The 25,491-nt window shown below is 32.8% G+C and carries 22 protein-coding genes; 5 read left to right on the top strand and 17 right to left on the bottom strand.

The annotated features are described in order from the left end of the window. Positions 1 to 9 precede the first annotated feature (9 nt). The gene (locus QYS47_RS03775) at positions 10 to 2,319 is read left to right on the top strand and encodes a M1 family metallopeptidase (RefSeq protein WP_322347777.1); all 2,310 of its coding nucleotides are present in this window, start codon (positions 10 to 12) and stop codon (positions 2,317 to 2,319) included. Between the two features lie 122 nt (positions 2,320 to 2,441). On the opposite strand, the gene QYS47_RS03770 is transcribed toward QYS47_RS03775, so the two are convergent. Beyond that, positions 2,442 to 2,825: a SpoIIAA family protein gene (locus QYS47_RS03770; RefSeq protein ID WP_322347776.1), complete on the bottom strand. Its 384-nt coding sequence runs from the start codon at positions 2,823 to 2,825 to the stop codon at positions 2,442 to 2,444. A 268-nt stretch (positions 2,826 to 3,093) separates the two neighbouring features. Here QYS47_RS03770 and QYS47_RS03765 point away from each other — a divergent pair, with 268 nt between their 5' ends. Continuing rightward, positions 3,094 to 3,324, top strand: a complete 231-nt coding sequence (locus QYS47_RS03765; protein ID WP_322347775.1) for a cytochrome b5 domain-containing protein — start codon at positions 3,094 to 3,096, stop codon at positions 3,322 to 3,324. Here QYS47_RS03765 and QYS47_RS03760 read toward each other — a convergent pair. Further along, a complete protein-coding gene (locus QYS47_RS03760) occupies positions 3,313 to 4,458 on the bottom strand; it encodes a Na/Pi symporter (protein ID WP_322347774.1) in 1,146 nt (381 codons plus the stop codon). The genes QYS47_RS03765 and QYS47_RS03760 overlap by 12 nt on opposite strands. 342 nt (positions 4,459 to 4,800) lie before the next feature. On the opposite strand from QYS47_RS03760, the gene QYS47_RS03755 reads away from it, so the two are divergent. Further along, on the top strand, positions 4,801 to 5,940 hold the full coding sequence (locus QYS47_RS03755; RefSeq protein ID WP_308357712.1) for a hypothetical protein: 1,140 nt from the start codon (positions 4,801 to 4,803) through the stop codon (positions 5,938 to 5,940). A 24-nt stretch (positions 5,941 to 5,964) separates the two neighbouring features. On the opposite strand, the gene QYS47_RS03750 is transcribed toward QYS47_RS03755, so the two are convergent. The 6 genes from QYS47_RS03750 to QYS47_RS03725 all read right to left on the bottom strand — a co-directional run bounded on the left by QYS47_RS03750 (position 5,965) and on the right by QYS47_RS03725 (position 10,622). Next, positions 5,965 to 6,294 carry a hypothetical protein gene (locus QYS47_RS03750; protein ID WP_322347773.1) on the bottom strand — a complete coding sequence of 110 codons (330 nt, stop codon included), beginning with the start codon at positions 6,292 to 6,294 and terminating at the stop codon, positions 5,965 to 5,967. A 154-nt stretch (positions 6,295 to 6,448) separates the two neighbouring features. Then, positions 6,449 to 7,915, bottom strand: coding sequence for an alpha/beta hydrolase family protein (locus tag QYS47_RS03745; protein WP_322347772.1), 1,467 nt, complete (start codon positions 7,913 to 7,915; stop codon positions 6,449 to 6,451). Between the two features lie 174 nt (positions 7,916 to 8,089). Further along, entirely contained in the window at positions 8,090 to 9,136 is a 1,047-nt protein-coding gene (gene arsB / locus QYS47_RS03740; protein WP_322347771.1) for an ACR3 family arsenite efflux transporter, read from the bottom strand. Then, positions 9,136 to 9,750, bottom strand: coding sequence for a low molecular weight phosphatase family protein (locus tag QYS47_RS03735; protein ID WP_322347770.1), 615 nt, complete (start codon positions 9,748 to 9,750; stop codon positions 9,136 to 9,138). The genes arsB and QYS47_RS03735 overlap by 1 nt, the downstream gene beginning before the upstream one ends. Before the next feature lie 29 nt (positions 9,751 to 9,779). Beyond that, positions 9,780 to 10,247: a DUF6428 family protein gene (locus tag QYS47_RS03730; protein ID WP_322347769.1), complete on the bottom strand. Its 468-nt coding sequence runs from the start codon at positions 10,245 to 10,247 to the stop codon at positions 9,780 to 9,782. 45 nt (positions 10,248 to 10,292) lie between these two features. Then, positions 10,293 to 10,622 (bottom strand): ArsR/SmtB family transcription factor, encoded by a 330-nt coding sequence (locus tag QYS47_RS03725; RefSeq protein ID WP_302127816.1) that lies wholly within the window; start codon positions 10,620 to 10,622, stop codon positions 10,293 to 10,295. Positions 10,623 to 10,793: 171 nt separating this feature from the next. Between QYS47_RS03725 and QYS47_RS03720 the strand changes: the two genes are divergently transcribed. Next, positions 10,794 to 11,390: a chemotaxis protein gene (locus QYS47_RS03720; RefSeq protein ID WP_322347768.1), complete on the top strand. Its 597-nt coding sequence runs from the start codon at positions 10,794 to 10,796 to the stop codon at positions 11,388 to 11,390. 20 nt (positions 11,391 to 11,410) lie between these two features. Here QYS47_RS03720 and QYS47_RS03715 read toward each other — a convergent pair whose 3' ends face one another. Next, positions 11,411 to 12,976, bottom strand: a complete 1,566-nt coding sequence (locus QYS47_RS03715; protein WP_308357719.1) for a GMC oxidoreductase — start codon at positions 12,974 to 12,976, stop codon at positions 11,411 to 11,413. A 112-nt stretch (positions 12,977 to 13,088) separates the two neighbouring features. Continuing rightward, positions 13,089 to 13,997 carry an oxidoreductase gene (locus tag QYS47_RS03710; protein WP_322347767.1) on the bottom strand — a complete coding sequence of 303 codons (909 nt, stop codon included), beginning with the start codon at positions 13,995 to 13,997 and terminating at the stop codon, positions 13,089 to 13,091. A gap of 165 nt (positions 13,998 to 14,162) precedes the next feature. Between QYS47_RS03710 and QYS47_RS03705 the strand changes: the two genes are divergently transcribed. Next, positions 14,163 to 17,285 carry an AsmA family protein gene (locus tag QYS47_RS03705; RefSeq protein WP_322347766.1) on the top strand — a complete coding sequence of 1,041 codons (3,123 nt, stop codon included), beginning with the start codon at positions 14,163 to 14,165 and terminating at the stop codon, positions 17,283 to 17,285. A gap of 153 nt (positions 17,286 to 17,438) precedes the next feature. Here the strand turns inward: QYS47_RS03705 and QYS47_RS03700 are convergent, their stop codons facing one another. The 7 genes from QYS47_RS03700 to QYS47_RS03670 form a co-directional block, all read right to left on the bottom strand. Further along, positions 17,439 to 17,897: a GNAT family N-acetyltransferase gene (locus QYS47_RS03700; RefSeq protein ID WP_322347765.1), complete on the bottom strand. Its 459-nt coding sequence runs from the start codon at positions 17,895 to 17,897 to the stop codon at positions 17,439 to 17,441. Positions 17,898 to 17,915: 18 nt separating this feature from the next. Continuing rightward, positions 17,916 to 18,596 carry a DUF4386 domain-containing protein gene (locus tag QYS47_RS03695; protein ID WP_322347764.1) on the bottom strand — a complete coding sequence of 227 codons (681 nt, stop codon included), beginning with the start codon at positions 18,594 to 18,596 and terminating at the stop codon, positions 17,916 to 17,918. A gap of 134 nt (positions 18,597 to 18,730) precedes the next feature. Next, positions 18,731 to 19,771 carry a serine hydrolase domain-containing protein gene (locus QYS47_RS03690; RefSeq protein ID WP_302127830.1) on the bottom strand — a complete coding sequence of 347 codons (1,041 nt, stop codon included), beginning with the start codon at positions 19,769 to 19,771 and terminating at the stop codon, positions 18,731 to 18,733. A gap of 102 nt (positions 19,772 to 19,873) precedes the next feature. Beyond that, positions 19,874 to 20,497, bottom strand: a complete 624-nt coding sequence (locus tag QYS47_RS03685; RefSeq protein WP_302127831.1) for a CatB-related O-acetyltransferase — start codon at positions 20,495 to 20,497, stop codon at positions 19,874 to 19,876. Between the two features lie 105 nt (positions 20,498 to 20,602). Then, positions 20,603 to 21,865, bottom strand: a complete 1,263-nt coding sequence (locus QYS47_RS03680) for a serine hydrolase (RefSeq protein WP_322347763.1) — start codon at positions 21,863 to 21,865, stop codon at positions 20,603 to 20,605. A gap of 323 nt (positions 21,866 to 22,188) precedes the next feature. Beyond that, positions 22,189 to 24,207 carry an OmpA family protein gene (locus tag QYS47_RS03675; protein WP_322347762.1) on the bottom strand — a complete coding sequence of 673 codons (2,019 nt, stop codon included), beginning with the start codon at positions 24,205 to 24,207 and terminating at the stop codon, positions 22,189 to 22,191. A 405-nt stretch (positions 24,208 to 24,612) separates the two neighbouring features. Further along, a complete protein-coding gene (locus QYS47_RS03670; protein WP_302127839.1) occupies positions 24,613 to 25,191 on the bottom strand; it encodes a YdeI/OmpD-associated family protein in 579 nt (192 codons plus the stop codon). Positions 25,192 to 25,491 lie beyond the last annotated feature (300 nt).

Below are 25,491 nucleotides of genomic sequence, written 5' to 3'. Positions count from 1 at the left end.
TAAATTAATATGAAAAGACTATTTACAGCCTTTTTGGCATTTTTTGCTTTTGCTGCAACTGCACAAGAGTACCAAAACCAGGGCAAATTCGAGCAGTTAGATTATATGTTAAGGTCACCGAATGTTTACAGAACAGCTTCTGGTGCACCTGGTCATATGTATTGGCAACAAAGAGCTGATTATAAAATTGATGTTACATTAGATGAGAAAAAGAATCAAATTAAAGGTTCTGAAACCATTACATATGTTAACAATTCACCTGATGAATTAACTTATTTATGGGTACAGCTTGATCAAAATATGCGTGCTAAAAATAGCATGACATATGATGTAGCTGAAAACAGTGTGCCGGATAGAGCTACTGAAGGGCAAATTGACGGAATGATGGGCTATCCAGATTATGATGGTGGTCATAAAATTCAAAAGTTAGTTGATGCTGAAGGAAATGATATGGAATATACCATCAACAATACTATGATGAGAATTGATTTAGAAGAGCCTTTAAAAGCAGGTGAAGAAATCTCTTTCTCAATTGACTGGTATTATAACATTAACGACAGAGCTAGAATGGGCGGCCGTGGTGGTTTCGATTATTTCGAAGGCGATGATAACACCGTTTATACCATTACTCAGTGGTTTCCAAGAATGGCAGTGTATAATGATTTTGAAGGATGGCAAAATAAACAATTCCTTGGAAGAGGTGAATTTGCCCTACCATTTGGTGACTATGAAGTAAATATAACAGTTCCTGAAGATCACATTGTTGCTTCTACTGGTGAATTGCAAAATGCTGAAGAGGTTTTAACTGAAGATCAATTGGAAAGATGGGAGAAATCAAAAACTTCTGATGATCCGGTTTTAATCGTAACGAAAAAAGAAGCTGAGAAAGCAGAAAAAAGTAAAGCTTCAGGCACTAAAACTTGGACTTATAAGGCTGAAAACGTAAGAGATTTCGCGTTCGGATCATCTCGTAAGTTCATATGGGATGCAATGGGAGTTGACATTGAAGGCAGAACAGTAATGGCGATGTCATATTATCCTAAAGAAGCTTGGGGTTTATGGGATAAGTATTCTACAAGAGTAGTTGCTCATACCTTAAAAGTATATTCAAGAATGACTATTCCTTATCCTTACCCAGTTGCTATCTCAGTTGAGGCAGCAAATGGTATGGAATATCCAATGATTTGTTTCAACTACGGTCGTCCTGCTGAAGATGGCACTTATTCTGCAAGAACTAAATACGGAATGATCGGTGTAATTACGCACGAAGTGGGTCACAACTTCTTCCCAATGATTGTTAACTCTGATGAGCGTCAGTGGACATGGATGGATGAAGGTTTAAATAGCTTTGTTCAATTCATTGCTGAGCAAGAGTGGGAACCCAATTACCCAAGTAGAAGAGGCCCTGCTGGAAACATTGTTTCATACATGAAAGGAGATAAAGCAAATATCCGTCCTATCATGACCAACTCTGAAAATATCATTCAGTTTGGTAATAATGCTTACGGAAAGCCAGCTACCGCTTTAAATATTTTAAGAGAAACTGTGATGGGAAGAGAGCTTTTTGATAAAGCCTTCAAAACTTTTTCTGAAAGATGGGCATTCAAACACCCAACTCCTTCGGACTTTTTTAGAACTATGGAAGATGCTTCTGCAGTTGATTTAGATTGGTTCTGGAGAGGATGGTTCTATAGTGTGGATCATGTAGACATTGCGATTAATGATGTAGAATGGTATAAATTCGATTCAAAAAATCCTGATGTAGAAAATAAAATCAAGAAAGAAAGAGCTGAAGCAGGAAGTTATCATGTTACTCCTGATAAAAATGAAGCTGCAGGAGTTACCACTGTAGTGGAAAAACATCCTGAATTAAAAGATTTCTATAATTCATATGATCCATACAGTGTGGATAGTGATGATAGAAAAGCATATAAGACTTTCAGGGCTTCATTATCTTCAAAGGAAAAAGAGCTTTTAGATGGCGGATATAATTTCTATGAAATTCACTATGAAAATAAAGGCGGTTTAGTAATGCCAATTATTCTTAAAGCAACATATAAGGATGGCAGTACTGAAACAGTAACTTACCCAGCTGAAATATGGAGAAGAAGTGAAAATAAGGCTACAAAAGTTTTCATCACTCAAAAAGAAGTGGTTCAGTTTCAGTTAGATCCAAAAAGAGAAACAGCTGATACTGACGAAGAAAACAACTATTGGCCACCAAGAAATATTCCTAACAAATTCGAATTATATAAAAGAAGAAATGATACTCCTAGAGGTCAGTCGCCAGCTGATAACGAAATGAGTAGAAATAAATAATAGGAATAAAATATCAGAAAAAACAAAAAGGCAGGGAACCACCCCTGCCTTTTTAATTATTGTTAACCTACACTAAAATAAAACACACACCTGTATAGTACTTAAATCCTATAAATTCTTAGTTAAGATTTCAACCAAGTTCTAGCTTCTTCTAAGCTATTGAAATATTGAAAGTTGAGTTTCCCTTTTTGCTTATCTAAAATATTTTTTGCCGCAAACTTTCTAAATACATCCTTTGAAACTACAACGGCAATCTTATCTACTTCTTGAGCAGCACGAGGTATCAAATCATTTGAAACCCATTGTTGATCTTGTAATGATAAAACACCAGCATCAGTATTATTCTGTAACCAATTATTGATTTCTGGTTTTTTACTTAATTCGTAATTAGCTTCCATTGCCTGGCGATATTCATCAGTTGAAACAGCCCCTTTGAAAGTGATCATTGCAGCACTTAATTCTTGTACTTCTTCGATTTTAATGTTTTCTGAAATTGTTGTAGTCATGTTCAATTAGAAATAAATAATAGTACAAAGCTAATATATAATTATAAGATAAAAGGAAGCAGGAATTTAATAAAATTACAGAAGTAGTTAAAAAGCCCTTTTTACAAGTTTTTCATTTAGATGAATCTGATTTATTGTTATATAGTATCATTTAAAATACTTAAGGATTAAGAAACAATAATTACCGATTGATTATTTTTGAATTCTGCTTTAAATGGAGACGTAATAAAATTTTGTTTTATTTAATTTCGCCTATAAAATTAACTGAATGAAAAACTATAGCCCCCAGCAGTTAGCATTGAGGAACGGACAAGATAGAGAGGAAATATGGATTGCTTACAAAGGTATTATATATGATGTTAGCAATTCTAGGTTGTGGAAAAATGGTACACATTACGAACACTGGTCAGGTCAAGATTTAACGGATGAGCTTAAAGATGCCCCGCACACAGAAAGAGTCTTCGAAAAACTTAAAATTATAGGGAAACTAACGAACTGAATCTTTTTTATCAGAATTATTAGTTTGATCTTGTTCTCCATTCAATTCAATTTTATGATCCCTGGCTTCAATGCCATCTTCTTTATTAAAAGATATTAGGATAAACGGAATTAAAAAGAAGGTCAGAATAATATAAGCAAAACCTGCTATTCTAAATCTCATCGCTAACCTGCCAAATGACTTAGCCATTTTAACCGGTATATTTCTAATGATTGGAAATGGAAGGAATATTAAAACTCCAATTAAATTAAAGAATAAGTGCACTAATGCTATACTTACTGCTGCTTCTGATTTAAATAAAGCTGCAATTAATGCCGTGATCGTAGTGCCAATATTAGCCCCTAAGATAAAAGTGAAACTTTGTTTTAAATTAATTTTACGAGTAGCCACAAAAGGTACAATTACTGAGGTAGTTACCGAACTACTTTGAACACCAGCAGTAAAAACGGTTCCCCAAAAAAATGATTTATAAGGACTACCAAAGAAGTAACGCTGCAAAAATTCTTTTGAGCCACCTGTGATAGATTTATACAAAGTTTTGGATAGAAACTTAACCGCTACAGCAAGTAAAACAAAAGATAAAGTCGCTAACAATAACGGATATGGAATTAATTCACCTAAATAAAGAACAAAGGGTTTTGTCAATAAGAAATATCTAAATTCATTTTGTTGAGCAACATAATCAGCACCTAAAATAAAACTTGAGGTAGCCGAAGATAAACTAGATAATACTCCATAATTATATTCCAAAGGGAATAATATTGCTACAACTAGTATATTAAAAAAATCATGGACAACCCCTGCACTAATTGCTTTTCTGAATTCATCTCGCTGAGTAATAAAGCTTAAAGATACCAGAGTACTGGTTAAAGTAGTTCCAATATTAGCTCCCATTATCATGGGAATAGCATCGGAAAAATCTAAAGAGCCAGAAGCCACCACTGCCACTATCATGGAAGTACTTGTACTACTACTCTGAATTATGGCAGTAATTAATAAGCCAATAAACAAACTAATAAATGGATTTGCTGTAAGGTTAATGATAGAATCAGCAACATCTTTATTTAAAAGTCGGAAAGAATACCCTATAAAATCTATAGCTAATAGAAATAGAAAAATATTAAACGCAATCAATGCTCCCCTTTTCAGGATCGATTGCCAACTTTGTTTAGTATGTAGAACAGAGGTTTTTATGATTTAATATTTTAAGGTTATTTCAAAGTGCAAAAATATAATCTTAAAAAAGGAATTTTGCATTTAAGAAGTAAAACAATTGTTAAGAATAAAAGTGCAGAAAAACAGCAAATAAAGCTATTTTTAAATTTTAACTTAAAAGTAAATTAAGTTAATGTGAATACTATTAATAATTAAGTAACATAGTTAATCATTTTTTAACTCATTGTTTCACTAAGAATAATTAGATTTGTGCTTGAAAAATAAAATTGCTTAAGCGGCAATATTGAATAATATTATTTTATGGCTAAAAAAGCATTTGAAAAGTATAATAGAAGCCGGGTCACAGAGGTAACTTACCGCACCTTTGAGATTGCCAGAAGAGAAAAAGCTTTTATTACCCTTATCGCTGTTTTAACTTTCCTTTGTGGAATATTTACTCCTTATCCTAATATTGCAATGTGGATAGGTTTTGGTATTGCTGCTTATTCCGCAATTGCAAATGACAGTATTCAAACTATAGGAACCTTTATCGCTTCTAACAGCCATAGAAAATGGTGGATTCTCTGGTTATTCATGGGCTTAATATTTTTAGCAACGGTTACCTACAGTTGGGTTGTATATGATGGAGATGTGAGTCATCAGCGATTAGCCTCAAAAGGATTTAATGAAGCCCCTGAAACATTTAGCTTTTTACAATTAGCTGCTCCTGTTTTACTCTTAATCTTAACCAGATTAAGAATGCCTGTATCTACTTCTGTACTACTTTTAAGTGCATTTTCTACTCAGGCAAGTTCAATAGGGAAAGTATTATCAAAAAGCTTCTCGGGTTACATTTTAGCTTTTGTAGTGGCTTTTATAGTATGGATTTTAGTTAAAAAGTTAGTCTCAAAATATTTTACAAGTAGAAAGCCTGCAAAATTCTGGACTCCTTTGCAATGGGTAACAAGTGGAGCCCTTTGGTCCATTTGGATTGCTCAAGATGCTGCTAACATTGCCGTATTTTTACCTAGAAGTTTAGGGATTTATGAATTTATTGGATTTGCAGGATTCATTTTTATTGGTTTAGGTGTATTATTCTTCCTTAAAGGAGATCGAATTCAAGGCATTGTAAATGAAAAAGCTGGAGTAACCGATGTAAGAGCTGCTACTTTAGTTGACTTAATATATGCCATACTTTTATACTATTTCAAAGTAATAAGCACCATCCCTATCAGTACTACGTGGGTATTTATAGGTTTATTGGGCGGAAGAGAATTAGCCATTGCGCTAGGAAAAAAACGAGCAAAGAAACGCAAGAAGTCTTCTGCTAAGGCAGGTAAACTCTTGGGAAGAGATTTCCTTTACGCTACTATAGGACTGATTCTTTCTTTACTATTAGCATTCGCTATTAATTCTGATTTAAGAGAAGACGTTTTGGAAAGTATCACAAGTGTGTTTTAAATACTCTTTTTAGCTAAGTGAATTCTACCAGATAGACTCACCAGTCTGTTCTTTCCAAACTGTTGAATCGTCTGTTTTTAATAATTCATTATTCTGGATAATTTTAAATTCAATATTTTCAAATTGGGAATTACCACCTTCTTCTGAAAAGATGATGACTTTGTTTTTTTTAACAGTATATCTAACCTCATAAATTATATCGGTTAACATAATCGTGGCATTATCTTCATCAATGAACTCAAGTTGCTGATGGCAATTAATGAAAAAATTAGAATCAACTTGAGCTTTTTCACATTCCTCTTGGGTATCATAAAAAAGATGATTGTAAATCTTACCTGAAAAATTAGCATTCAAGTCATTGATACTTGAACATTGGAATGATATTAACGCAAATAAACAGGAAATTATCAAAAATATTAAAGGCCGCATAACTTGAGTTTTAGTGATTGACAACCATAACTAATAATTAGTTGGAAGTTAAAATAAAGAATAAGAACTAGAATCTATATTATAAAAGAGAGTCCCCTTTAAATATTTCCATTTCTAATAGATCATATTCAGCAGCTACTCTTTCAGGACCTTTTGTTTCTATTCCTCTTAAGTGTCGATCGAAAAATGAGATCGTCAACTCAGTTATTATTCTATTTCCTAAATAAGGATTAATCTCACCCGTTCCTGCTACTGAATTAAGTGTTACCATGAAAGGTATATCCATGAAATTTGCATGAGCTGATTTTAATAACTTTGTTTCATAGAAATAATCAGTACTCTTTTTCTTATAGATATGGGAGTTGATGTCTTCATGATCAGCCGGCCAATCTGCGGAAACATATAAATACGGGACATGGTAAACTGTATCAATTTTCTTTCCCCATTGAATTCCATCTAAATTAACAGCAGCCTTAATTCTATTATCTTTCATCGCCAAATTCCCAGCTGTACCCCCTCCAACAGAGTGGCCTAATGCCCCTATCCTATCCAAATCAAGCTTTCCTTTCAATAAACCTTCATTGTTCCAATCATTCAGTAAATTGGTGATATAAAACATATCTTTTGCCCAGCGATCTTGAATATGACCTTCAAAATAGTCTTGGATTGCATCTCTAACGATCGGGTGTCTTTGATCATAACTCAGGCTATCTTTAAAAGCCTCAATAACAGGCCCCATTTTCTCCATGAAATGAGCTGATATCTTTCTCTGATAATCATAATCAAAATATTTTTTACGACCATCTGGAAAAGTAACACCCAGGCTTTCATAAGTATGGTTCATATTAATAATTACATAACCATGACTAGCAAGTTCAGTTAGCAAAGCATAATAAGCTGTAGCTTTAGAACCATAACCGTGTGAAAATAAAATTACTGGAAATTTCCCATCGGCTACTTGAGCATTTTTATAAACAAATGTTTCAACCTGATCTAAATAATTAAGAGCAGATGCAGGTAAACCATACTTTGTGGCAAAGCCTTCTCTACTTGCTTGGTCTACATAGCGTTCAGCTTCTAATTCTTCTTTTTCTGTCTGAACTGGGTACCAGACTTTCACCATTAGTTCTCTTTTATCTGTAGGATCTTCTGTAATCAATTCATCCAGATTAGTTTTTACATAAAAGGATTCAGATCCGACCTTGTACTCACCAGTAGGTTTCGGGAGATCAAAAACGGGTAATACAATAGGTAAAAGCCAAGAAATACTTAATATTATAAGCATGAAAAAATAGCCTAATCCTCTTAAAAAACTAAACTTAGCTTTTTGAGTAATATCTACAGCTTTAATGCGCCATACTAATATAACTACAAGCAAATAAGCTGGAAACATTTGCCATCGAACTCCTTCTATTAAAAGATGTAGAATTAAAACTGATCCTAAAATTGCAACTAAATAGTTCGACTTAATCCTTTGCAATAAAGGGCGCTTAATAAATGGAAGAATTGTAACAGATAACAACAATATAATTTCAAAGAGTCTCATAATGTTCTTGATTTGATTCTATATGAACCAAAGCTAGAACTAGACTATTTTAAAATCAATGTCATATAACACCTTAAATAAGTTATCTATCGATAATTCTAAAATTAACTGAGAATCAAAATCATTTTAGTGATTTTGATAACTGAAGAATTCTATATGTATCCTATTCGCTATCTAAACTACTTGTGTTTTAAAATATTTATTGCGCAGCCAAAAAGATACTTTTACCAATAAAATTAGTGCTGGAACTTCAACTAGTGGTCCAATTACTCCCGCGAATGCCTGACCTGAGTTTAGCCCAAAAACTGCAATCGCAACTGCAATGGCTAATTCAAAATTATTACCCGCTGCCGTAAAGGCTACAGAAGCCGTTTTATCATATTTTGCTCCTACAGCTTTTGAAACAAAAAAGCCTATTAGAAACATTAAAGCAAAGTAAATTAATAGAGGAACGGCTATAATAAGAACATCCATTGGTATTTTTACAATTAGTTCTCCTTTCAAAGAAAACATAACAAGAATCGTAAACAGCAGTGAAATTAAAGTTAAGGGAGAAATAGTAGGTATAAATATTTCTTTATACCACTTTTCTCCTTTCCAGTTCACTAAAATAATTCTGCTTAGTATTCCTAATAAAAAGGGGATACCTAAATATACCGCTACACTTTCAGCAATTGTAGTAATTGAAATATCCACGATAGATCCTTCAAATCCAAAATAGGGCGGAAGTATGGTTATAAAAATCCATGCATAAAATGAATAGGCGAAAACTTGAAAAATACTGTTTAGGGCTACTAATCCTGCTCCATATTCACTATTCCCATCAGCTAGGTCGTTCCAAACTAAAACCATGGCTATGCAACGAGCTAATCCTATTAAAATTAAGCCCACCATATATTCTGGGTAATCACTTAGAAAAATGATAGCCAGGAAAAACATTAAAAATGGACCTATAATCCAGTTCAACACAAGTGAAGTGGATAGTATTTTAACGTTTTTGAAGACCTTTGGAAGTAATGCATAATTAACTTTTGCAAGAGGTGGATACATCATTAGAATCAATCCAATTGCAATTGGGATATTTGTAGTACCTGATTTAAATGTATTGATAACTTCAGGTAAATTAGGAAAAAAGTAACCTATACCAACTCCTGCAGCCATCGCTGCAAAAATCCAAAGTGTTAGGTTTTTATCTAAAAAACTTAATTTCTTCACTGCCATTATCTATTATTAATTTGAGAGAATACATAATAAAACTCTGATGCAATCTGCATACTTCTTTCTATATATTTTTCTTTCTGGATTTCGGTATTATCAAATTGCTTAGGGTCTTCAAAAGTAATAGCAAATTTCTGGTCCGCACCATTCACAATAGGACAAGCTTCATATGCAGCATCACAGGTCATAATGGCACCAAAGTTTGATTTTGGATTAAAATTATGCTTAAGGCCCTTAGAAAATCCTATTATAGGATGTGCATTATCAGCATATTTAATACTGTAAACAGGATTGGAGCCTTCAGAAAGTTTATTTATCACAAATCCCGAAGATTCTAATACATTAATCACCGCTGGAAACAAAGCGGTAGCTTCAGTACCTGCTGAATAACAGTTAACTCCATTAATGCCAAAATAATAAGAAAAAGTTTGAGCCCAAATTTGCGATAAATGACTTCTTCTCGAATTATGGGTGCAAATAAAATTCAAATTAACCTTTTCCTGATTATTAATTTTATGCTGGATATATTCAATAAGAGGTTTTAGATTTTCTTGTCTTTCTAAAGAAATTGAAAAATCTCGAATTTCCTCTATTGTTACTATTAGATTTTCAAACACGGTATGTTAGTTTCTATTTTTATCTTCTATTAACAGCAGTTTCCGTTTGGATCGCAAACTGATTCATTTAGATCAGCTAGCTTAACTTTTGGTTTACTATTAGGTATACCACAATTATCTTTTGCCAAACAATCAGTTTGTTTGGTGGTCAATAAAAAAGCACCTCCATTAAAATCTAATCCGTATTTTTCAATACTTTCACCTTGGTATTCAACTTCAATTTCCAGATCGTCAGAAATATTCAAAGTCTGTTGAGACAATTCAATAATTTTTACCAGTTTTTCAGGATGCAAACGGTGGTTATAATCATTAGCATTCCATAATTGAAAGTTAACCACCTCCTCTTTTCGAACGGTTCCTCCACAGTCTATAAAGTTTTTAGTGATTTTCCCTACTTCGGTTACATGAAAATGCTCTGGAACTAATTCCCCGCTTGGCAATTGAAAACTAATTTCTGTTAATCCGTTGAGTTCTTTTTTAATTTTTGATAAATTCATAATTAATATTTATTGTAATATTACGATTAATAGAGTCAAATTTTTTTAACAACACTCCGTTGTGCTCAATTTTTGATTAAAGAAAGTATCTAAAATATGCGTCATTTTATCCCAGACTTCTTCATTAATACAATAACAAACACTCGTTCCTTCAATATTTCCTTTGATTATTCCTAAGCTTTTTAATTCTTTCAAATGCTGAGAAATTGTAGCTTGAGCCAAGCCTATTTCGCTTACTAAATCACCACAAACACAAGCATTTAATTTAAACAGATACTCAATAATCGCTACTCGTGCTGGGTGAGCAAAGGCTTTTGCAAATCGAGCTACTTCATTTTGTTGGTCGGAAAATATGTTGGTCTTAGATGCTCCCATAATTTTTATAATCGTAATATTACGATTAATGTTTCAGATTAAAAAGAGATATAATCGTAACAACTGAAAAAACATACTAGATATAATAAAAACTTTGAAAAATAATGTGCTTCGTTAATAGAAACTGTCCTGAATTCTTATCTTTAGTGGAAAGATTTTAATATCACTGCTATGTCGTTAATCAATAAAATAAAATGGATTTTAGGAATATTAATGGTTTTTATTTTAATCATCAGCACCAACCTTATAGACAGAAAAAATTTCCAACGAGTTAGGGATTCAGTGGTTAGTATTTATGAGGACAGGCTCTTAGCTAAAGAAATCATTTTTAATATCTCTAATATTTTGCATGAAAAAGAAATAGCACTTGTGGAATATGATACCGCATACTTTTCTATCATTAATTCTCAAAAAAATAAGGAACTCAATTCTGAACTTGAAAAATTCAAGAAAACGAAACTTACTAAAAAAGAGGAAAGAGTTTTTAATGATTTACAAACAGATTTGAGCAGTATTATTGAACTTGAAAAGAATATTGATACTAAAGATTTTAAAAACAACAAAAATCTAAACGATAAAATTAAAATCGCAAATCAACATCTAAAACAACTCTCGGAAATTCAGATTACTGAGGGAAACAGGCAATTATCAATTAGTCAAAAAGCAGTTCGCAATGTTGAGTTGTACACTCAAATCGAAATCTACATTTTGATCTTCCTAGCTGTTATTATTCAAATAATAATTATGTACCAGCCTAAAAATGATTAGAGATTGGTTTTAAATTAATTCTATTTATTAGCCTTTGAAGGTATTTGATCCATAGCATGTTCTGCAATAGCAGTAATAGATAAGGATGGGTTAACACCTGGATTAGCTGATATCATAGAACCGTCAATGATATACATATTTTTATAGCCAAAAACTTCATTCTTTTCATTTATTACCCCTTCTGATGGATTGTGTCCCATTACTGCTCCACCTAAAATATGTGCTGTAGAAGGTATTCCTGCTAAAGTTTCAAGTGCGAATGAGGTTCCTACACCATTAACTGCCTTACTGTATTCTTTTACTAATTTCTCAGATTCAGGAATAAAAGGAGTAGGTTTTTTACCTGAACTCATAGTTGAACTCATCCCTCCAAAAATATTTTTCCTAAATCTTATTGTGCTGTCTAATGTTTGCATGAAAAGCAATACTACTGTCTTTTTTGCCCAGCCATTTATAAAATACGTTTTAATATACTTAAACGGACTCTTTACCACTGCAAAAAAAGCTTTGACTAATCTAGTAAATGTATTTCCTCCTGTTACATAAGGAAAGTGAACCAATTTCCAGGCATTTGATCCTTCTGAATATCTACAAATCTCTAAGTGGCTGTTTTCATCGGTATCTAATATACTACCAATGGCTACTCCTTTTGAAAAATCCTTTTCTTTATCTAAAGTCGAAACACTAACTAATGTCTCATTATTGCTTCTAATATCTTCTCCAATTCGGTCTGATAACTTTGGAAGTGATTTATCCTTCAACCTTAACAGTAATTTTACAGTGCCCATCACACCACCAGAAAAAATTACGCCCTTGGCTTTTACTGTCTTATTTTTCTTAAAAAACTTGGTGCTCGACTGCATGGATATTTCGTATCCTTCATCAAGGTTTTCTTCATTTATTGCTTTTACATCAACAACCTCCTGCTCTGCTAAAATTTCAGCACCTTTATTTTGAGCCAAATAGAGATAATTTTTATCCAATGTATTTTTCGAATTATTCCGGCAGCCTGTCATGCATGCACCACAATGATTACATCCTGTCCTTTCAGGGCCTTCCCCTCCAAAATATGGATCCGGTTTAGTTACATTCTCTTCTCCAAAATAGACTGCAACATTGGTGGCATCAAATTTTGATTTGAGATTGAGTCGATCGGCTACTTTTTCAAGTCCTTTATCACCATCAAAAAGTTTGGGGTTTTTAGCAGCACCAAGCATTCTTAAAGCCTCATCATAATAAGGTTTTAAGGTGTTTTCCCAATCCTTTAATTGTGACCAACTACCCGTTTTGAAGAATGTAGTTTTAGGTACTGGTAATGTATTCGCATAAACTAAAGATCCTCCTCCTACACCTGTGCCCGAAAGGATTACAATATGTTTGAATATAGAAAGCTTCATGATTCCAAAAAATCGTAGAGCTGGTACCCATAACCACTTTCTGAAATTCCAGTTTGTCTTTGGGAAATCTTTCGCTTTATACCATTTCCCCTTTTCAACTACTAAAACTTTATACCCTTTTTGGGAAAGCCTTAACGCACTTACAGAGCCACCGAAGCCACTCCCAATAATCACATAATCGTAATCCATTAATTAATCTATCTTATAGATTTCAAGATAATAAAAATAATGAGATCATATCATTTTATTAAGTTAGAACCACTGTGATAATTTTTATTATTTGGTTCATTTATTTCAAAACCTATAAAAATTTTAAGCCTGATAATTCTTCCGAAACCTCCCATAATCTTTTTGCAACAGTCTCATCTTTCGATAAATCGGTAGAACTAGCAATGCCAGGTTTTCCTTTCATTTCGTTAAAGCCAGTTGGTCCGAAATAATCACCTCCTTTTACACCATTTGCAACCGCAGCCATGAGTGTAGGCTTAGCCCCTTCACTTGGCGCATGAGTCAAAAATGGGCCTACGGTATATTTTAAAATAACAAATAATAATTTGGGCATATGTCTACTCAATTCAGTAGGAGAAACTCCAGGATGGGCAGCTGTTGATATGGTATTATTATAACCTTTTCTTTCTAACCTTCTTTGTAATTCATAAGCAAACATTAAACATGCTAGCTTAGATTGTCCATAAGCCTCTGATGCAGAATATTTTTTCTCACTCTGCAGATCATCAAAATTAATTTTCCCATTTTTATGTGCTATCGAACTTAATGAAACAACCCTTGAATCTGGAGTATTCACAATAGTATCAAGTAATAAACCAGTAAGCAGAAAATGACCTAAGTGATTGGCTTCAAATTGTAATTCAAACCCATCCTTAGTTTTCGTATAAGGCGGCATCATTACCCCTGCATTATTTATTAATACATCTAGCCTATCATATTTAGATTGGAATTCTTTTGCGAAGGATCGAACAGATTCTAAACTGCTTAAGTCAATTTGAATGAACTCTAAATCTGCAATAGGAATCTCTTTTTTAATTCTATCTATTGCCTTATTGGCTTTAATCGCATTTCTGCAAGCCATAATTACTTTAGCACCTTTCTTAGCTAAAACTAATGCGGTTTCAAACCCTAAGCCTGTATTTGCTCCTGTTACAATGATTATCCTTCCATTTTGTAATGGTAATTCTTCAATTAAGCCCATAACTTTCTTTCGTTTAGATAAATAAATTACATTCTTAAATTCATTAATACTAAATTTTATCCTCTTATGAATACATTAGTCTATGCATGAGGAATATAAACTCTACAATTATTAAATTGCTACATGATTAACACAGGAAAAAAATGGTTTAAAATAATATTTATTATGCTATTGATAATTGTAATTGCCTCAGCAGTTATAGTTACTCTTGCTTACAGTCATCAAGATACTGTTGTTAAAGAAATAGTAAACAAGGTGAATCATGATTTCAAAGGCCGTATTGAAATCTATGACAGCCATATATCTCCATTTCAAAACTTCCCCTATATTTCAATTGATTTAGAAGATGTAAAAATATTTGAAAGTAAAGAGGATAGTGCTGAGATGCTTTTGCATATTGAAGATATTTATCTAGGATTTGACATTTTGTCAATCATAAATGGTTCGTATGAAGCTAAGAAAATAAAATTATCGGAAGGCTACTTAAAACTGGTGCAACATATTGACGGATCGTTCAATATATTAAATGCAATAACGAATGAAGGGAATGAAGATGAGACAACAGATTCAGAATCTACCCATCTTGATTTACAGGCAATTGAGCTTGAAAATATTGACCTTTTAAAGCTTAATGAGGAGAATAATATATTAATTGAAGCTTTTATAGAAAAGGCTAATTCTAGTTTTATGTCCACAGAAGAACTAATGGAGATTAAGCTTGAAAGTAATTTTTTATTTAATCTAATATTGGATAATGACACCTCATTTTTACATCATAAGCATGTTTCAATATCAACAAGGCTTAAGTTTGATGCACAACAAAACAAACTAGCAATCACACCATCTGAACTCTTAATAGAGAAAGCACTATTCATGATGGAAGGTTCTATTGATGTGGATGATGATATGAATCTGGATTTACATTTTAATGGTAACAAACCAAATTTTGACTTATTTCTTGCTTTTGCACCTGAAGAGATCAATCCTGTTTTAGATCGTTATGATAATGGTGGAAAAATTTACTTTGATGCCACCGTTAAAGGTAAGTCTATAAACAATTATTCTCCTCAAATCCAAGTTGATTTTGGTTGTTCAGAAGCATTTATCAATAATACTTCCTCTAATAAAGCCGTAAATGATTTATATTTTAAAGGACGTTTTACGAATGGGGAAAAACGCGATCCTTCTACGATGGAGCTAGTTATAGAGGATTTTAGTGCAAAACCTGAAACAGGTGTATTTAGCGGTAATATAGAAATAAAGAATTTTGAATCTCCTGAATTTGATATTCAGCTGATTTCTGAATTTGATCTTGGCTTTTTAGCTCAATTCTTAAACATTAACAATCTGGAAGAATCTTCAGGATTTGTCTCACTGGAAATGAACTTTCATGACATTATTGATTTAACTCAACCAGAAAAAAGTATTGAACGCTTAAACGAATCTTATTTTACAAAGCTAAAAGTGCAGGATCTTAATATACAGAGTTCCGTATATCCTTTACCCATCAAAAATGTTAATATACGTGCACAAATGGATGGTCATAGGGCTTTAATTGATCAATTAGATTTCGAAATTGGAAAATCTGATATATCTATAAATGGAAGCCTCTCCGATTTACCAGCCATAATTCATCATACCAATATTCCTGTTGATGCAGTATTGAATATATCTTCAAACACATTGGACATAGAAGAACTAAGTAGTACGTCTTCGGATAGCGCTGCAGGCTTCAAGGAAAAAATAAAAGACTTATCCATGCGATTTACCTTTAAAAGTTCTGCTAAAGCATTCACGGAATCGCCCAATTTACCTTTAGGAGAATTTTTTATAGAGAAACTTCATGCACAGCTTACAAACTACCCTCATGAATTACATGATTTTAATGCCGATGTTTTCATTGATACTGCTAATTTCAGAGTCATTGATTTTACTGGCATGATCGATGAAAGCGATTTTCATTTCAATGGAAAGCTAGAGAATTATGACCTTTGGTTTGAAGAAACACCAATTGGAGATACCAAAATTGATTTTAATCTAAATTCTGAATTAATACAATTAGAGGACCTCTTTACTTATGGTGGTGAAAACTATGTTCCAGAAGACTATCGACATGAAGAGTTTAGTGAATTGCAACTTCATGGTTTAGTCGATATGAAATTCAATGAAAAATTAATAAGTACTCAAGTAGATATTGATAGATTAGCAAGCAATATGAAAGTACATCCCATGCGCTTTGAAGATTTCAAAGGTAGCTTTTTTATGGATAGCAACGTTTTCAAGGTAACAGATGCCTCTGGAAAAATAGGGAACTCTGATTTCAGATTGGGTTTCACTCATTACAATAATGATAGTATTTCAGATATACCCAATTCCTTATCGTTTAGCAGTACTCAGTTAGATTTTGATCAGCTATTTGCCTACAATCCACCACCAGAAGGAGAAGAAATTCAAGAGGTAGATCATGAAGCAGGCTTTAATATTTTTGAAGTCCCATTTAAAGATATGGATTTCGATTTGAATATAGATGATCTAAACTATCATCGCATACATCTGAGGGATTTCGCTCTTAATGGTAGAATGCAGAGCGATCATTATATTTATCTAGATACTTTAAGTTTAAAATCAGCTGGAGGATCTATTGGATTAAACGGTTACTTCAATGGCTCCAATCCCAAAGCCATTTACTTTAGCCCCAATATGGAATTGAATAATATTGATCTGGATCAGCTACTTTTTAAATTTGAAAATTTTGGTCAAGATCATCTGGTTTCAGAAAATCTACACGGTCGACTATCGGGTTCTATAAATGGAAAAATTCATTTACATGCAGACATGGTTCCCATCATTGATGATTCCGAATTACATATAGAAATGAAAGTGGTAGAAGGAAGTATAAATAATTATTCAGCTTTTGAAGCCCTATCAGATTATTTTTCAGATAAGAATTTATCAATTGTGCGCTTCGATACTTTGCAGAATACTCTCGATTTAAGTCAAGGCTCTCTTTCGATTCCAGCCATGACTATAAATTCAAGCTTAGGATATTTTGAAGTTTCTGGAGACCAAAATACCGACCTTTCAATGGATTATTATGTTCGTATACCCATTAATGTGATTACTAAGGCGGGAATGAATAAAGTATTCGGAAAGAAAAATAAAGTGGATTCTACTCAAATTGATGACATTATTGAGAAGGATATAGATAAAAAAACTCGTTATCTGAATCTTAGAATTACAGGCACACCAGAAGAATATAGTGTTCTTCTGGGGAAAGATAGAAAGTAATTCTATTCTCTTTCAGTAGGTTTTTTGTCACCTTAGCTATGGTCTAACAATAGGGCAATTTCTTATTCCAACAAGTAACTATAGATGAATATGGAATACAGATTAGGAACTAAGAATCTATTCTTTATTTGTAAATATTCATAAACACCATGCTTAACTTTTTAAAGTGTTAAAGTTTCTTTTTTCCAACTTCATAAGCGTAATATTCTCCGAATAAAAAGGTTGAGTTTCTCCAATAATAGTACCCCCCATTTTTTGAATTAGTGGTACCACAGCATCTCTTGCTTCAATAACTAAATGGTCAATATTATAATTAAAAGATTCTTTTATTGAAAAGCTAGCTAGCTTTTCACCATAGCCTTGTCCTCTTAATTCAGGATGAATTGAAAATCTTCCCCAATGCCATTCACCAGATTCAATCCAAGTGGCAGCAACACCTATTATTTCCTCATCATTTTTAATACCCCACCAAAAAATTTTCTCTGATTTGATTCTAATAAGATCAATCGGGATATTCTGTTCCCGATTGAAAATTAGATCAAGAAATGCATAAATTTTATCTTCATCACGATTTGATAATCGACTTACATTTATGTTGTTAAATTCAGACATTTTAACAAACCTTATTTATCAGGAATTCTCTGCTGGCCTAATACCAAAAATTAGTAAATATCCGATCATCCAAAATTCACCAATTGAAGCTGGAATTTGAAAATAGCCAACCCAATCAGCTGAAAAACCTCCATAGGATAAGAATGTACTTATAATATATCCAAATCCTCCAAGGATTAAAATTCTTCCGAGCCAAACAGGCATTCTTTTGGAACTTGTGATGATGTAACCAAAGGGTAGTAACCACAGTCCAAAAAATAATCCTCCTATCAGCCATGCATTAGCTATGATTGCTTGTAGAGTTTCGATTATGATGAGATTGTCTGCAATAAGATTAGAAGAAGATAATTTGATAGCAACCCCCATGGAAATGGCGCTGATCAAGATAATAGATGAATTTACCGTACCCCAGATAGCAGTTGCTAGCGCTGCCCAATCATTTATTCCTTTAAATAATCTATAAAACCATATGGCTGTTAGTGCCTGAGAAATAATAATTCCGAATTCAAATAATAAGCGAATTCTTGCTGTAGATTGGTTTTCAATCAAGTTGTTTAGCGTTTCATTGGCATCAGGGCTATAGACTTGAGAATTAAAAACCATAAACCCAAATACTCCGGTGATAGCCAATAATAAATACCAAATACCCGTTACTCTTGCAGTTTTTATTAGCTGATTGTGTTCATTGATTGTAGTCATAATTATTTTTCTTTATGTGACGCACAATTACCTATTGTTACTGCAAACTACATTAAAATAATTAATAATTTTTATTTGTTCGTTTCCCGTCAAGCAATTCAAATGATTTTTGAATTACTGGTTTTATATTTTAATCACTTGTTCTTACGTACGATTTTTAAAACTCGATTATACATAAGTTCAGACAAATTCCAATTATACCCTTCAAAGTTTACAGTATTGGTGAATTGTATTATTACAGCATCTATATCAGGATGGTATTTTGCTATTGTTTGGTAACCGGGGATCAAACCAGTATGATTAAATCGATACAATGAGGCATATAATTCTTGCTCTTCCTTATTTCTAAAAACAGAACCATCATTTAAGGCTCTAATAAATTTACTTAAATCTTCAGCCGTGGCTAGCATTGAGCTTATATTATCTGTCTTTAAATCTGATTCATAACCCACATAGTATCCACTCATCACCTCATCAATATTTACATCTTCTAAAGAACTGTAAGTATCCTTCAGATTTAATGGATTTAAAATTTCTTTTTGTATGTATTGGAAAGAGTGATACCCCAAAATGCGACTCATGATTTTAGCTAATAACAAATAATTTGTATTTGAATATTCATAGGATTGGTCAGGCTTAAAATTTGCTGGCCTGTCCAAAACCAAGGAGAGATTTTCCTCAGCTGATTCCTTTGGAGCAGCCCAATACATATATGTATCCGTATAGTTAGGAATACCACTTCTATGCTGAACCAACATTCTCACGGTAATTTCATCTGCATATTCTATTCTGCCTTTTAATTCCGGCAGATAATCAATAAGTGATTTTTTTAAAGATAAACTACCATCGCTCACTAGTTTAGAAATGGCTACTGCTTGATACAATTTACTTACACTGGCAATTTTAAATAATGAATTAGGGTCAGTTGGTATTTTGTTCTCTTTGTTTTTATATCCTGAAGTATAAATTTGGCTTTGATTCCCCTTTTCATTTACACAAACTATTATACCATCAAACCCATAGTCAGAGGCTTTATCAACTTGTTCTTGGATAGTATCGGGCAGTGGATTCAACCAAGCAAAAACTATTGGCCATGGGACAAAAAATAAAGATATTGCAGTTCCCAGGAACAGTAAAACTCTAATGATTATCAGCTTATTTCTTTTATTCTTCATTTCAGGATATTCTTATTTATTTTGATGAGAGTTTAATAGCTTTTCTATATGTAGAATGCCTTATGGTTTTGCTGTATTAACTATTATTGAGTTCTTTCTTTTTTATTGAATCAACTTTTCAATTTTATTTCCTGTTAAGTTCTGTACGTTCTTCGTGATTTTTTCAATATCCCAATTCCACCATTTTAATTCTAATAGTTTTGTAATTACATCTTCTGGAAATCTTTTTTTGATTTCTGTTGCGGGATTCCCACCAACAATTGTATAAGGTGCTACATCTTTAGTTACTGTCGAATTTGTTGCAATAATTGCTCCGTCTCCAATATTGACACCTGCCATAATTGTTGCGTTATAACCAATCCAAACATCATTACCAATATTTATATCTCCTTTGTGTGGATAAGACTTTCCTTGCATTGCATTTTCCCATCCTCTTCCAAAAATTGCAAAAGGATAAGTTGACAATGAGTCTGTCAGATGATTTGCTCCATTCATAATGAATTTAACATCTGAAGCAATCATACAGAATTTTCCAATTATTAATTTATCACCTACAAAGTCAAAAAGGTATTTTACATTTTTTTCAAAATTTTCTACATTTTCAAAGTCATCATAATATGTATAGTCGCCAACGATAATATTAGGATTTTTTACAACATTTTTTAAAAAACAAAGTCTTTCGTAATTCTCAAGTGGGAATTTTATATTCTTATCTGGTCCCATCATTCAATTATAGTCTATTTAATTAGGTTGCCTTAAAAAACGTACAAATACTGGCTAAAAAGCGTATCTTGTGATGCACCTTCAGCAAGCCGTTATATTTTAATCTTTTTAGTAATAGTCAATTTTCAAGGCTCTTTCATCACTTTTAATAAATCCATTTAATAAAACAACGCTATTAACCTTATTGGTAGAATCTTCTTCAAACCGCATTGAAGCATCACTTTCAAGCATATAGAATTGATTTTCTGACTGAGGAATAAGAGCTACTTTATTTGGACCCAATAACACAAAAAGACTATCATCTTCTTTTATTACCTCAAACTTGACAAACTCATTTAATTTATATTTCCCTATGTAATTACTCAGTATTTCGGGATTAATAGCTTTAGGATTCCTTCTTAAAGGTACTTTATAACTTATCCCCTTCAGTATATTGTTTATGGCATTAGATATTTCCTTCGCAACAGGATGTCTTCGATTACTTAATACAATAATTGCTATACCATTATCTGCTCTATAGAATATAGAATAACTAAAACCATCATTACTTAAATAACCATCTATCTCTGCATTTATATCTGGTTTTGAATAAATAATTTTTGCTAAATCATTAGCACTTGATTTTATCCCTCTACTACTGAATGCAGCTTCCAAAGAGTAAACTGGTGATTCTTGTAATTCTAGACCATTCCCTCGAAAGTTATAGAAAAGATAACCTGTGGCTTCTTGTGTGGAAGCTGTTTTTTGAAAATAGGTGTCTTTTAAAGACAATCTTTTCGCATAGTCAAAAATGTTTTCTTGAAAACTTTTCCTACTGACTTTTTCAATCAAAAGTCCCAATATGTTAAAGTTTAAATCACTTTTGCCCGGTTTATTTGAATTAACTTGAGCTAAGTTAGCATACTCAATAGTAGAATACTTCAGATTAGGGTACTGTTTTTGAATAGTAGCTATGTCTGGAAAGTTAGTTTTATGATTCAGTAAATCGGCAATGGTCAATTCAGTTTTCATTTCTGGAAGATATTTTGATACTTCGTCAGACAACTGGAAATCGCCATTTGCAGCCATTTCATTAATTATTCTAGAAGTAACTAATTCGGAAATTTCTCCTATTTTAAAGGCTGTACTGTCAGTGAATGGTTTTTTGACTTCATAATTGGCAAATCCAAAGCTCTTATTATATAGGTTTGATTCTTTGTTGCTAATTAATACAACTCCACTAAATCTATTTAATTCATGATATCTTTTCAGTAAGCTGTCAATTTCACTTATTTTAAACTTATGAATTGTTTCACTTTGCTGTTCAGTTTCATTGTTACAAGAGATACAATAGAGAGATAAGAGTATCAGAAAAAGTATTTGATTTTTCATTGCGTAATTATTGTTAACAATTGAATATAATCAACCCCTGATGACTATATATCTCTTATATCAGCCATTACCAAGTCATAAAACAAAATGAAAATTAAGCTTTGGTTGTATTTGAACTGATATAATAAATTTATATAAAATTCCTTATTAAAGAAAATGTAGAATTGTAATGGACTAATCTGACTAGTTGTATTTGTTTGCTACTCTGTTTGCTTTTATTCTGATAAGCTCAATTACATGGCATCATTTAAGTACTCACTTATACCCTAGCTCGGCCAGCTATTTAAAGCTTATATATTTAACTTGGAGTTAAATACCATTTACTAACCATTTTGACTTTCTCCTAGAATCTCAATTTCGGTCCTTCTATTAATCTCCCTACCCCCTATTTCATCATCATTTGATACTAATGGCTGTTCTTCTCCAAAGCCTTTAGCTTCTAAGCGCTCAGTATTAATACCATTTGCAATCAAGTAATCTACCACAGATTGAGCTCTTTTTTTAGAAAGCAGCTTGTTGTAAACTGAATTCCCAACATTATCTGTATGTCCATTGATCTGTACTCTAAGGTCAGGTGAATTCATTAAAAGGTCTTTAATCACTTCCAACTCACCTAGCGACTCAGTTCTTAAAGCAGAACTACCAATATCGAAGAAAATATTCTTCAGAACCATTTTAGTTCCTACCTCAGCCCTATCCAGCAATACTGAAACATCTATTTCCTGATACTCAGAAAATTCAGGTAGTCTAAAATTGATCGAATTAAATAAATAGCCTCTTTTACTTGTTGACACCCCATAATTACCTCCTTGAGGAACAATCAACTCGAATTCACCAGTTTGTGGATCGGCTAATGCTTGAGCAGTAACACTATTATTTTTGTTATCCACCATCTTCACTTCAGCCCCCACTGGTAAGCCTGTTTTAGCATCCAGCACTTTACCTTTAAATACAGTAACCACAGCTTTAGCTTCAGGCTCTGGCTCCGGAAGCTCAACCTCAACTTCTATATCATCTTCAGTAGCTATTTCAGTATTTTCAACTAATAATGGTATGGCTTCAACTTCGGCCTGGATAGTTTCTTCAACTTCAATTTTTGCTTCCATATCCACATGATAAATATCCACCATGCCAGAACCTCCTGGTTTTCTGGAAGCATAGTAAGCATGCTTAAGGTCGCCTGAGATCACAAAATAATTGTCATCATAAACCGTATTGATTGGGTAGCCTAAATTGACAGGAGCTTGAAATTCATCACCTTCCAGTTTGCTATAATAGATATCATATCCACCCATTCCATCATGACCAGAAGAGCTAAAATATAAGGTGTGGCCATCTGGGTGGATCATAGGTGCATCTTCAGACGCTCCGGTGTTAACGGTAGGTCCAAGGTTTTGGGCAGTACCCCATTCCCCATCTTCTCCTTTTGTAATCTTATAAATATCCAATCCCCCATATCCACCTGGACGATCGCTTGTGAAATATAAGGTTTGACCATCAGCCGTTATTGAAACCGATGTTTCCCAGAAAATGGAGTTGATCTTATTGCTTAGCGGTTGAGGATAAGTCCAGGTTGAATCTTGTAAATTTGAAAAATAAATATCTCCGTTGCCTTCCTCAGAATAGACAAAAAGCGTTTTTCCATCAGGAGATACAGATGCTATTGCATCGTGGTAATTGCCGTTTATGTTCCTATCTAGTTTTTGAGGTTTGCTCCATTGTCCATTCTGTAGGCTAGAGCTATATATGTCTTCATAAAAAGTACCATCATCTAATTTCAAACCACCAGTAGAACCTGCTCTGTTTGATGTAAAATAAAGCGTTTTTCCATCAGCCATTAAGGCAGGTGTATAATCATGGTAGCGTGAATTAACCAATTGACCGAGATTTTCAACCACCACAGATCGAGGGTTTTTATATAAAGAATCGGCAATTAGGCATTCTTCAATTTGTAAATCAGCTTCATAGCGGTTTCTATTTTTCTTTTCTCCGAAAAGTCTGTAATACTTAATAGCCTCTTCAAAATTATAATCGTATTGATGAGCTAAACCCAAATAATATTCTATGTTATTTCCAATATCAGGATTGAGTTGCCACACTAAAGTAAGCTCTTTTAGTGCCCCATCATTTTTAAAGTCGAATAAGTAGGATAACCCCAGTCCGTAAGTAGCCTCCGCATTCCCTGGCTTATATTTTAAAGCCTCTTTATAATACCTTATGGCTTTGCTATAATTATTAATATTTAGATAATGATCGCCTCTTTTAAGACTTTTCCTAAAATTTTGTGCATGTAAGGCAGAACTACAAATGATAATTAACAATAAAAACTTTACCCGCAGCATAAATTGATTACCTCATTAAACTTCATATCTCATTGGCAGCATGAGAATTAAATATCGAATGTAATAAAAATTACGATTTTTAAGGAAAAATAATAGTTATAAAAATTGATAGCGCTATGATAATCATGCTTTCTTTATAGATCTACATTAATACATGATATTTTTTGGCTGTTGTACTGCTACTAACTAAATAGAATAAAATAGGCATTCTCTGAGCTGAAACGATAGGCAAATTAAGTAAGCTTTTGGAGCTTGACTTACAGAAATTACCGGAAAGAAACTGTGCACTTAATCATGAATTGGCGATAAAAAGAGAATCTAAGTAATGGGCTATTCAGCAAAGAATCGACTTTAGGGTAGTGAGCAAATGGGTTTAATGTGATTTTAGCTGTAGTTATTGTTTTTTTAACTTCCTGATAATTTTTCTCCTTTTGAAGATAGTTCAGTAATCTGCTTGATTCTATTTTTTCTTGTTTTATCGGTCTTAGCAAGTTTAATCCATCTTAGGACAAATCTTTTACTCGAAGGATTTATTGAATTAAAAAACTCTGAAGCTCCCTCAAGTTTTGAAAGCTCCCGAGAGAGGTCTTCGGGAACAACTAAATTATCAACATCATCCATAAAATTCCAAAGTCCGTTCAATTTTGAGTCTTCTATTGTCTTTAGACCCGATTTATGCATTTTACCTTGGTCAATAAGTTTAGCAGCTCTCTCTTTGTAGGTCTTCGCCCAATGCTCAACTTTTCTTTGCGATATTAATTGCATAGTTTTTTTATCATCAAGCTTTCGTCTAATACCGTCAATCCATCCAAAACATATCAACTCATCAAGTACATCCCACCTTGAAAGGTACTTGTCTGGCTCACTTTTCTTGTAGGTAACAAGCCAAACACTTTCAGATTGATCATGATTTTTCAATAACCATGACCTGAGTTCTTCTTGAGAGGTAATTTCAACCTTATGGAAGTTTTCAGTTTTAATCATTTTTTTTTAAATACATACAACGGTTTACATAATTATAATATAGGAATTAAATTCTATAATATTTCCTGTTACCACTTACAAAACTTGTATTGAAGCAATAAACCTCTATTACGTTTATATTCTGTTTTGCCTTTTTATTTTTTACATAGAATTAGTGCGCTTATGTACTAATATCAGATACTCTTGACATTTCGCCATAACTCAAGTCATTAATTTCTCAATTTTGGATCACCAAATACTAGATAATAATAAGATTAGGTATAAATACCTAGTTTTTAAAAGGGGTGTATATACTCTAAA

This window comes from Marivirga arenosa, assembly GCF_030503875.2.
GTDB lineage: Bacteria > Bacteroidota > Bacteroidia > Cytophagales > Cyclobacteriaceae > Marivirga > Marivirga arenosa.
Note: the sequence above shows the minus strand (reverse complement) of the source record. Positions and strands in the feature narration are given on the sequence as shown.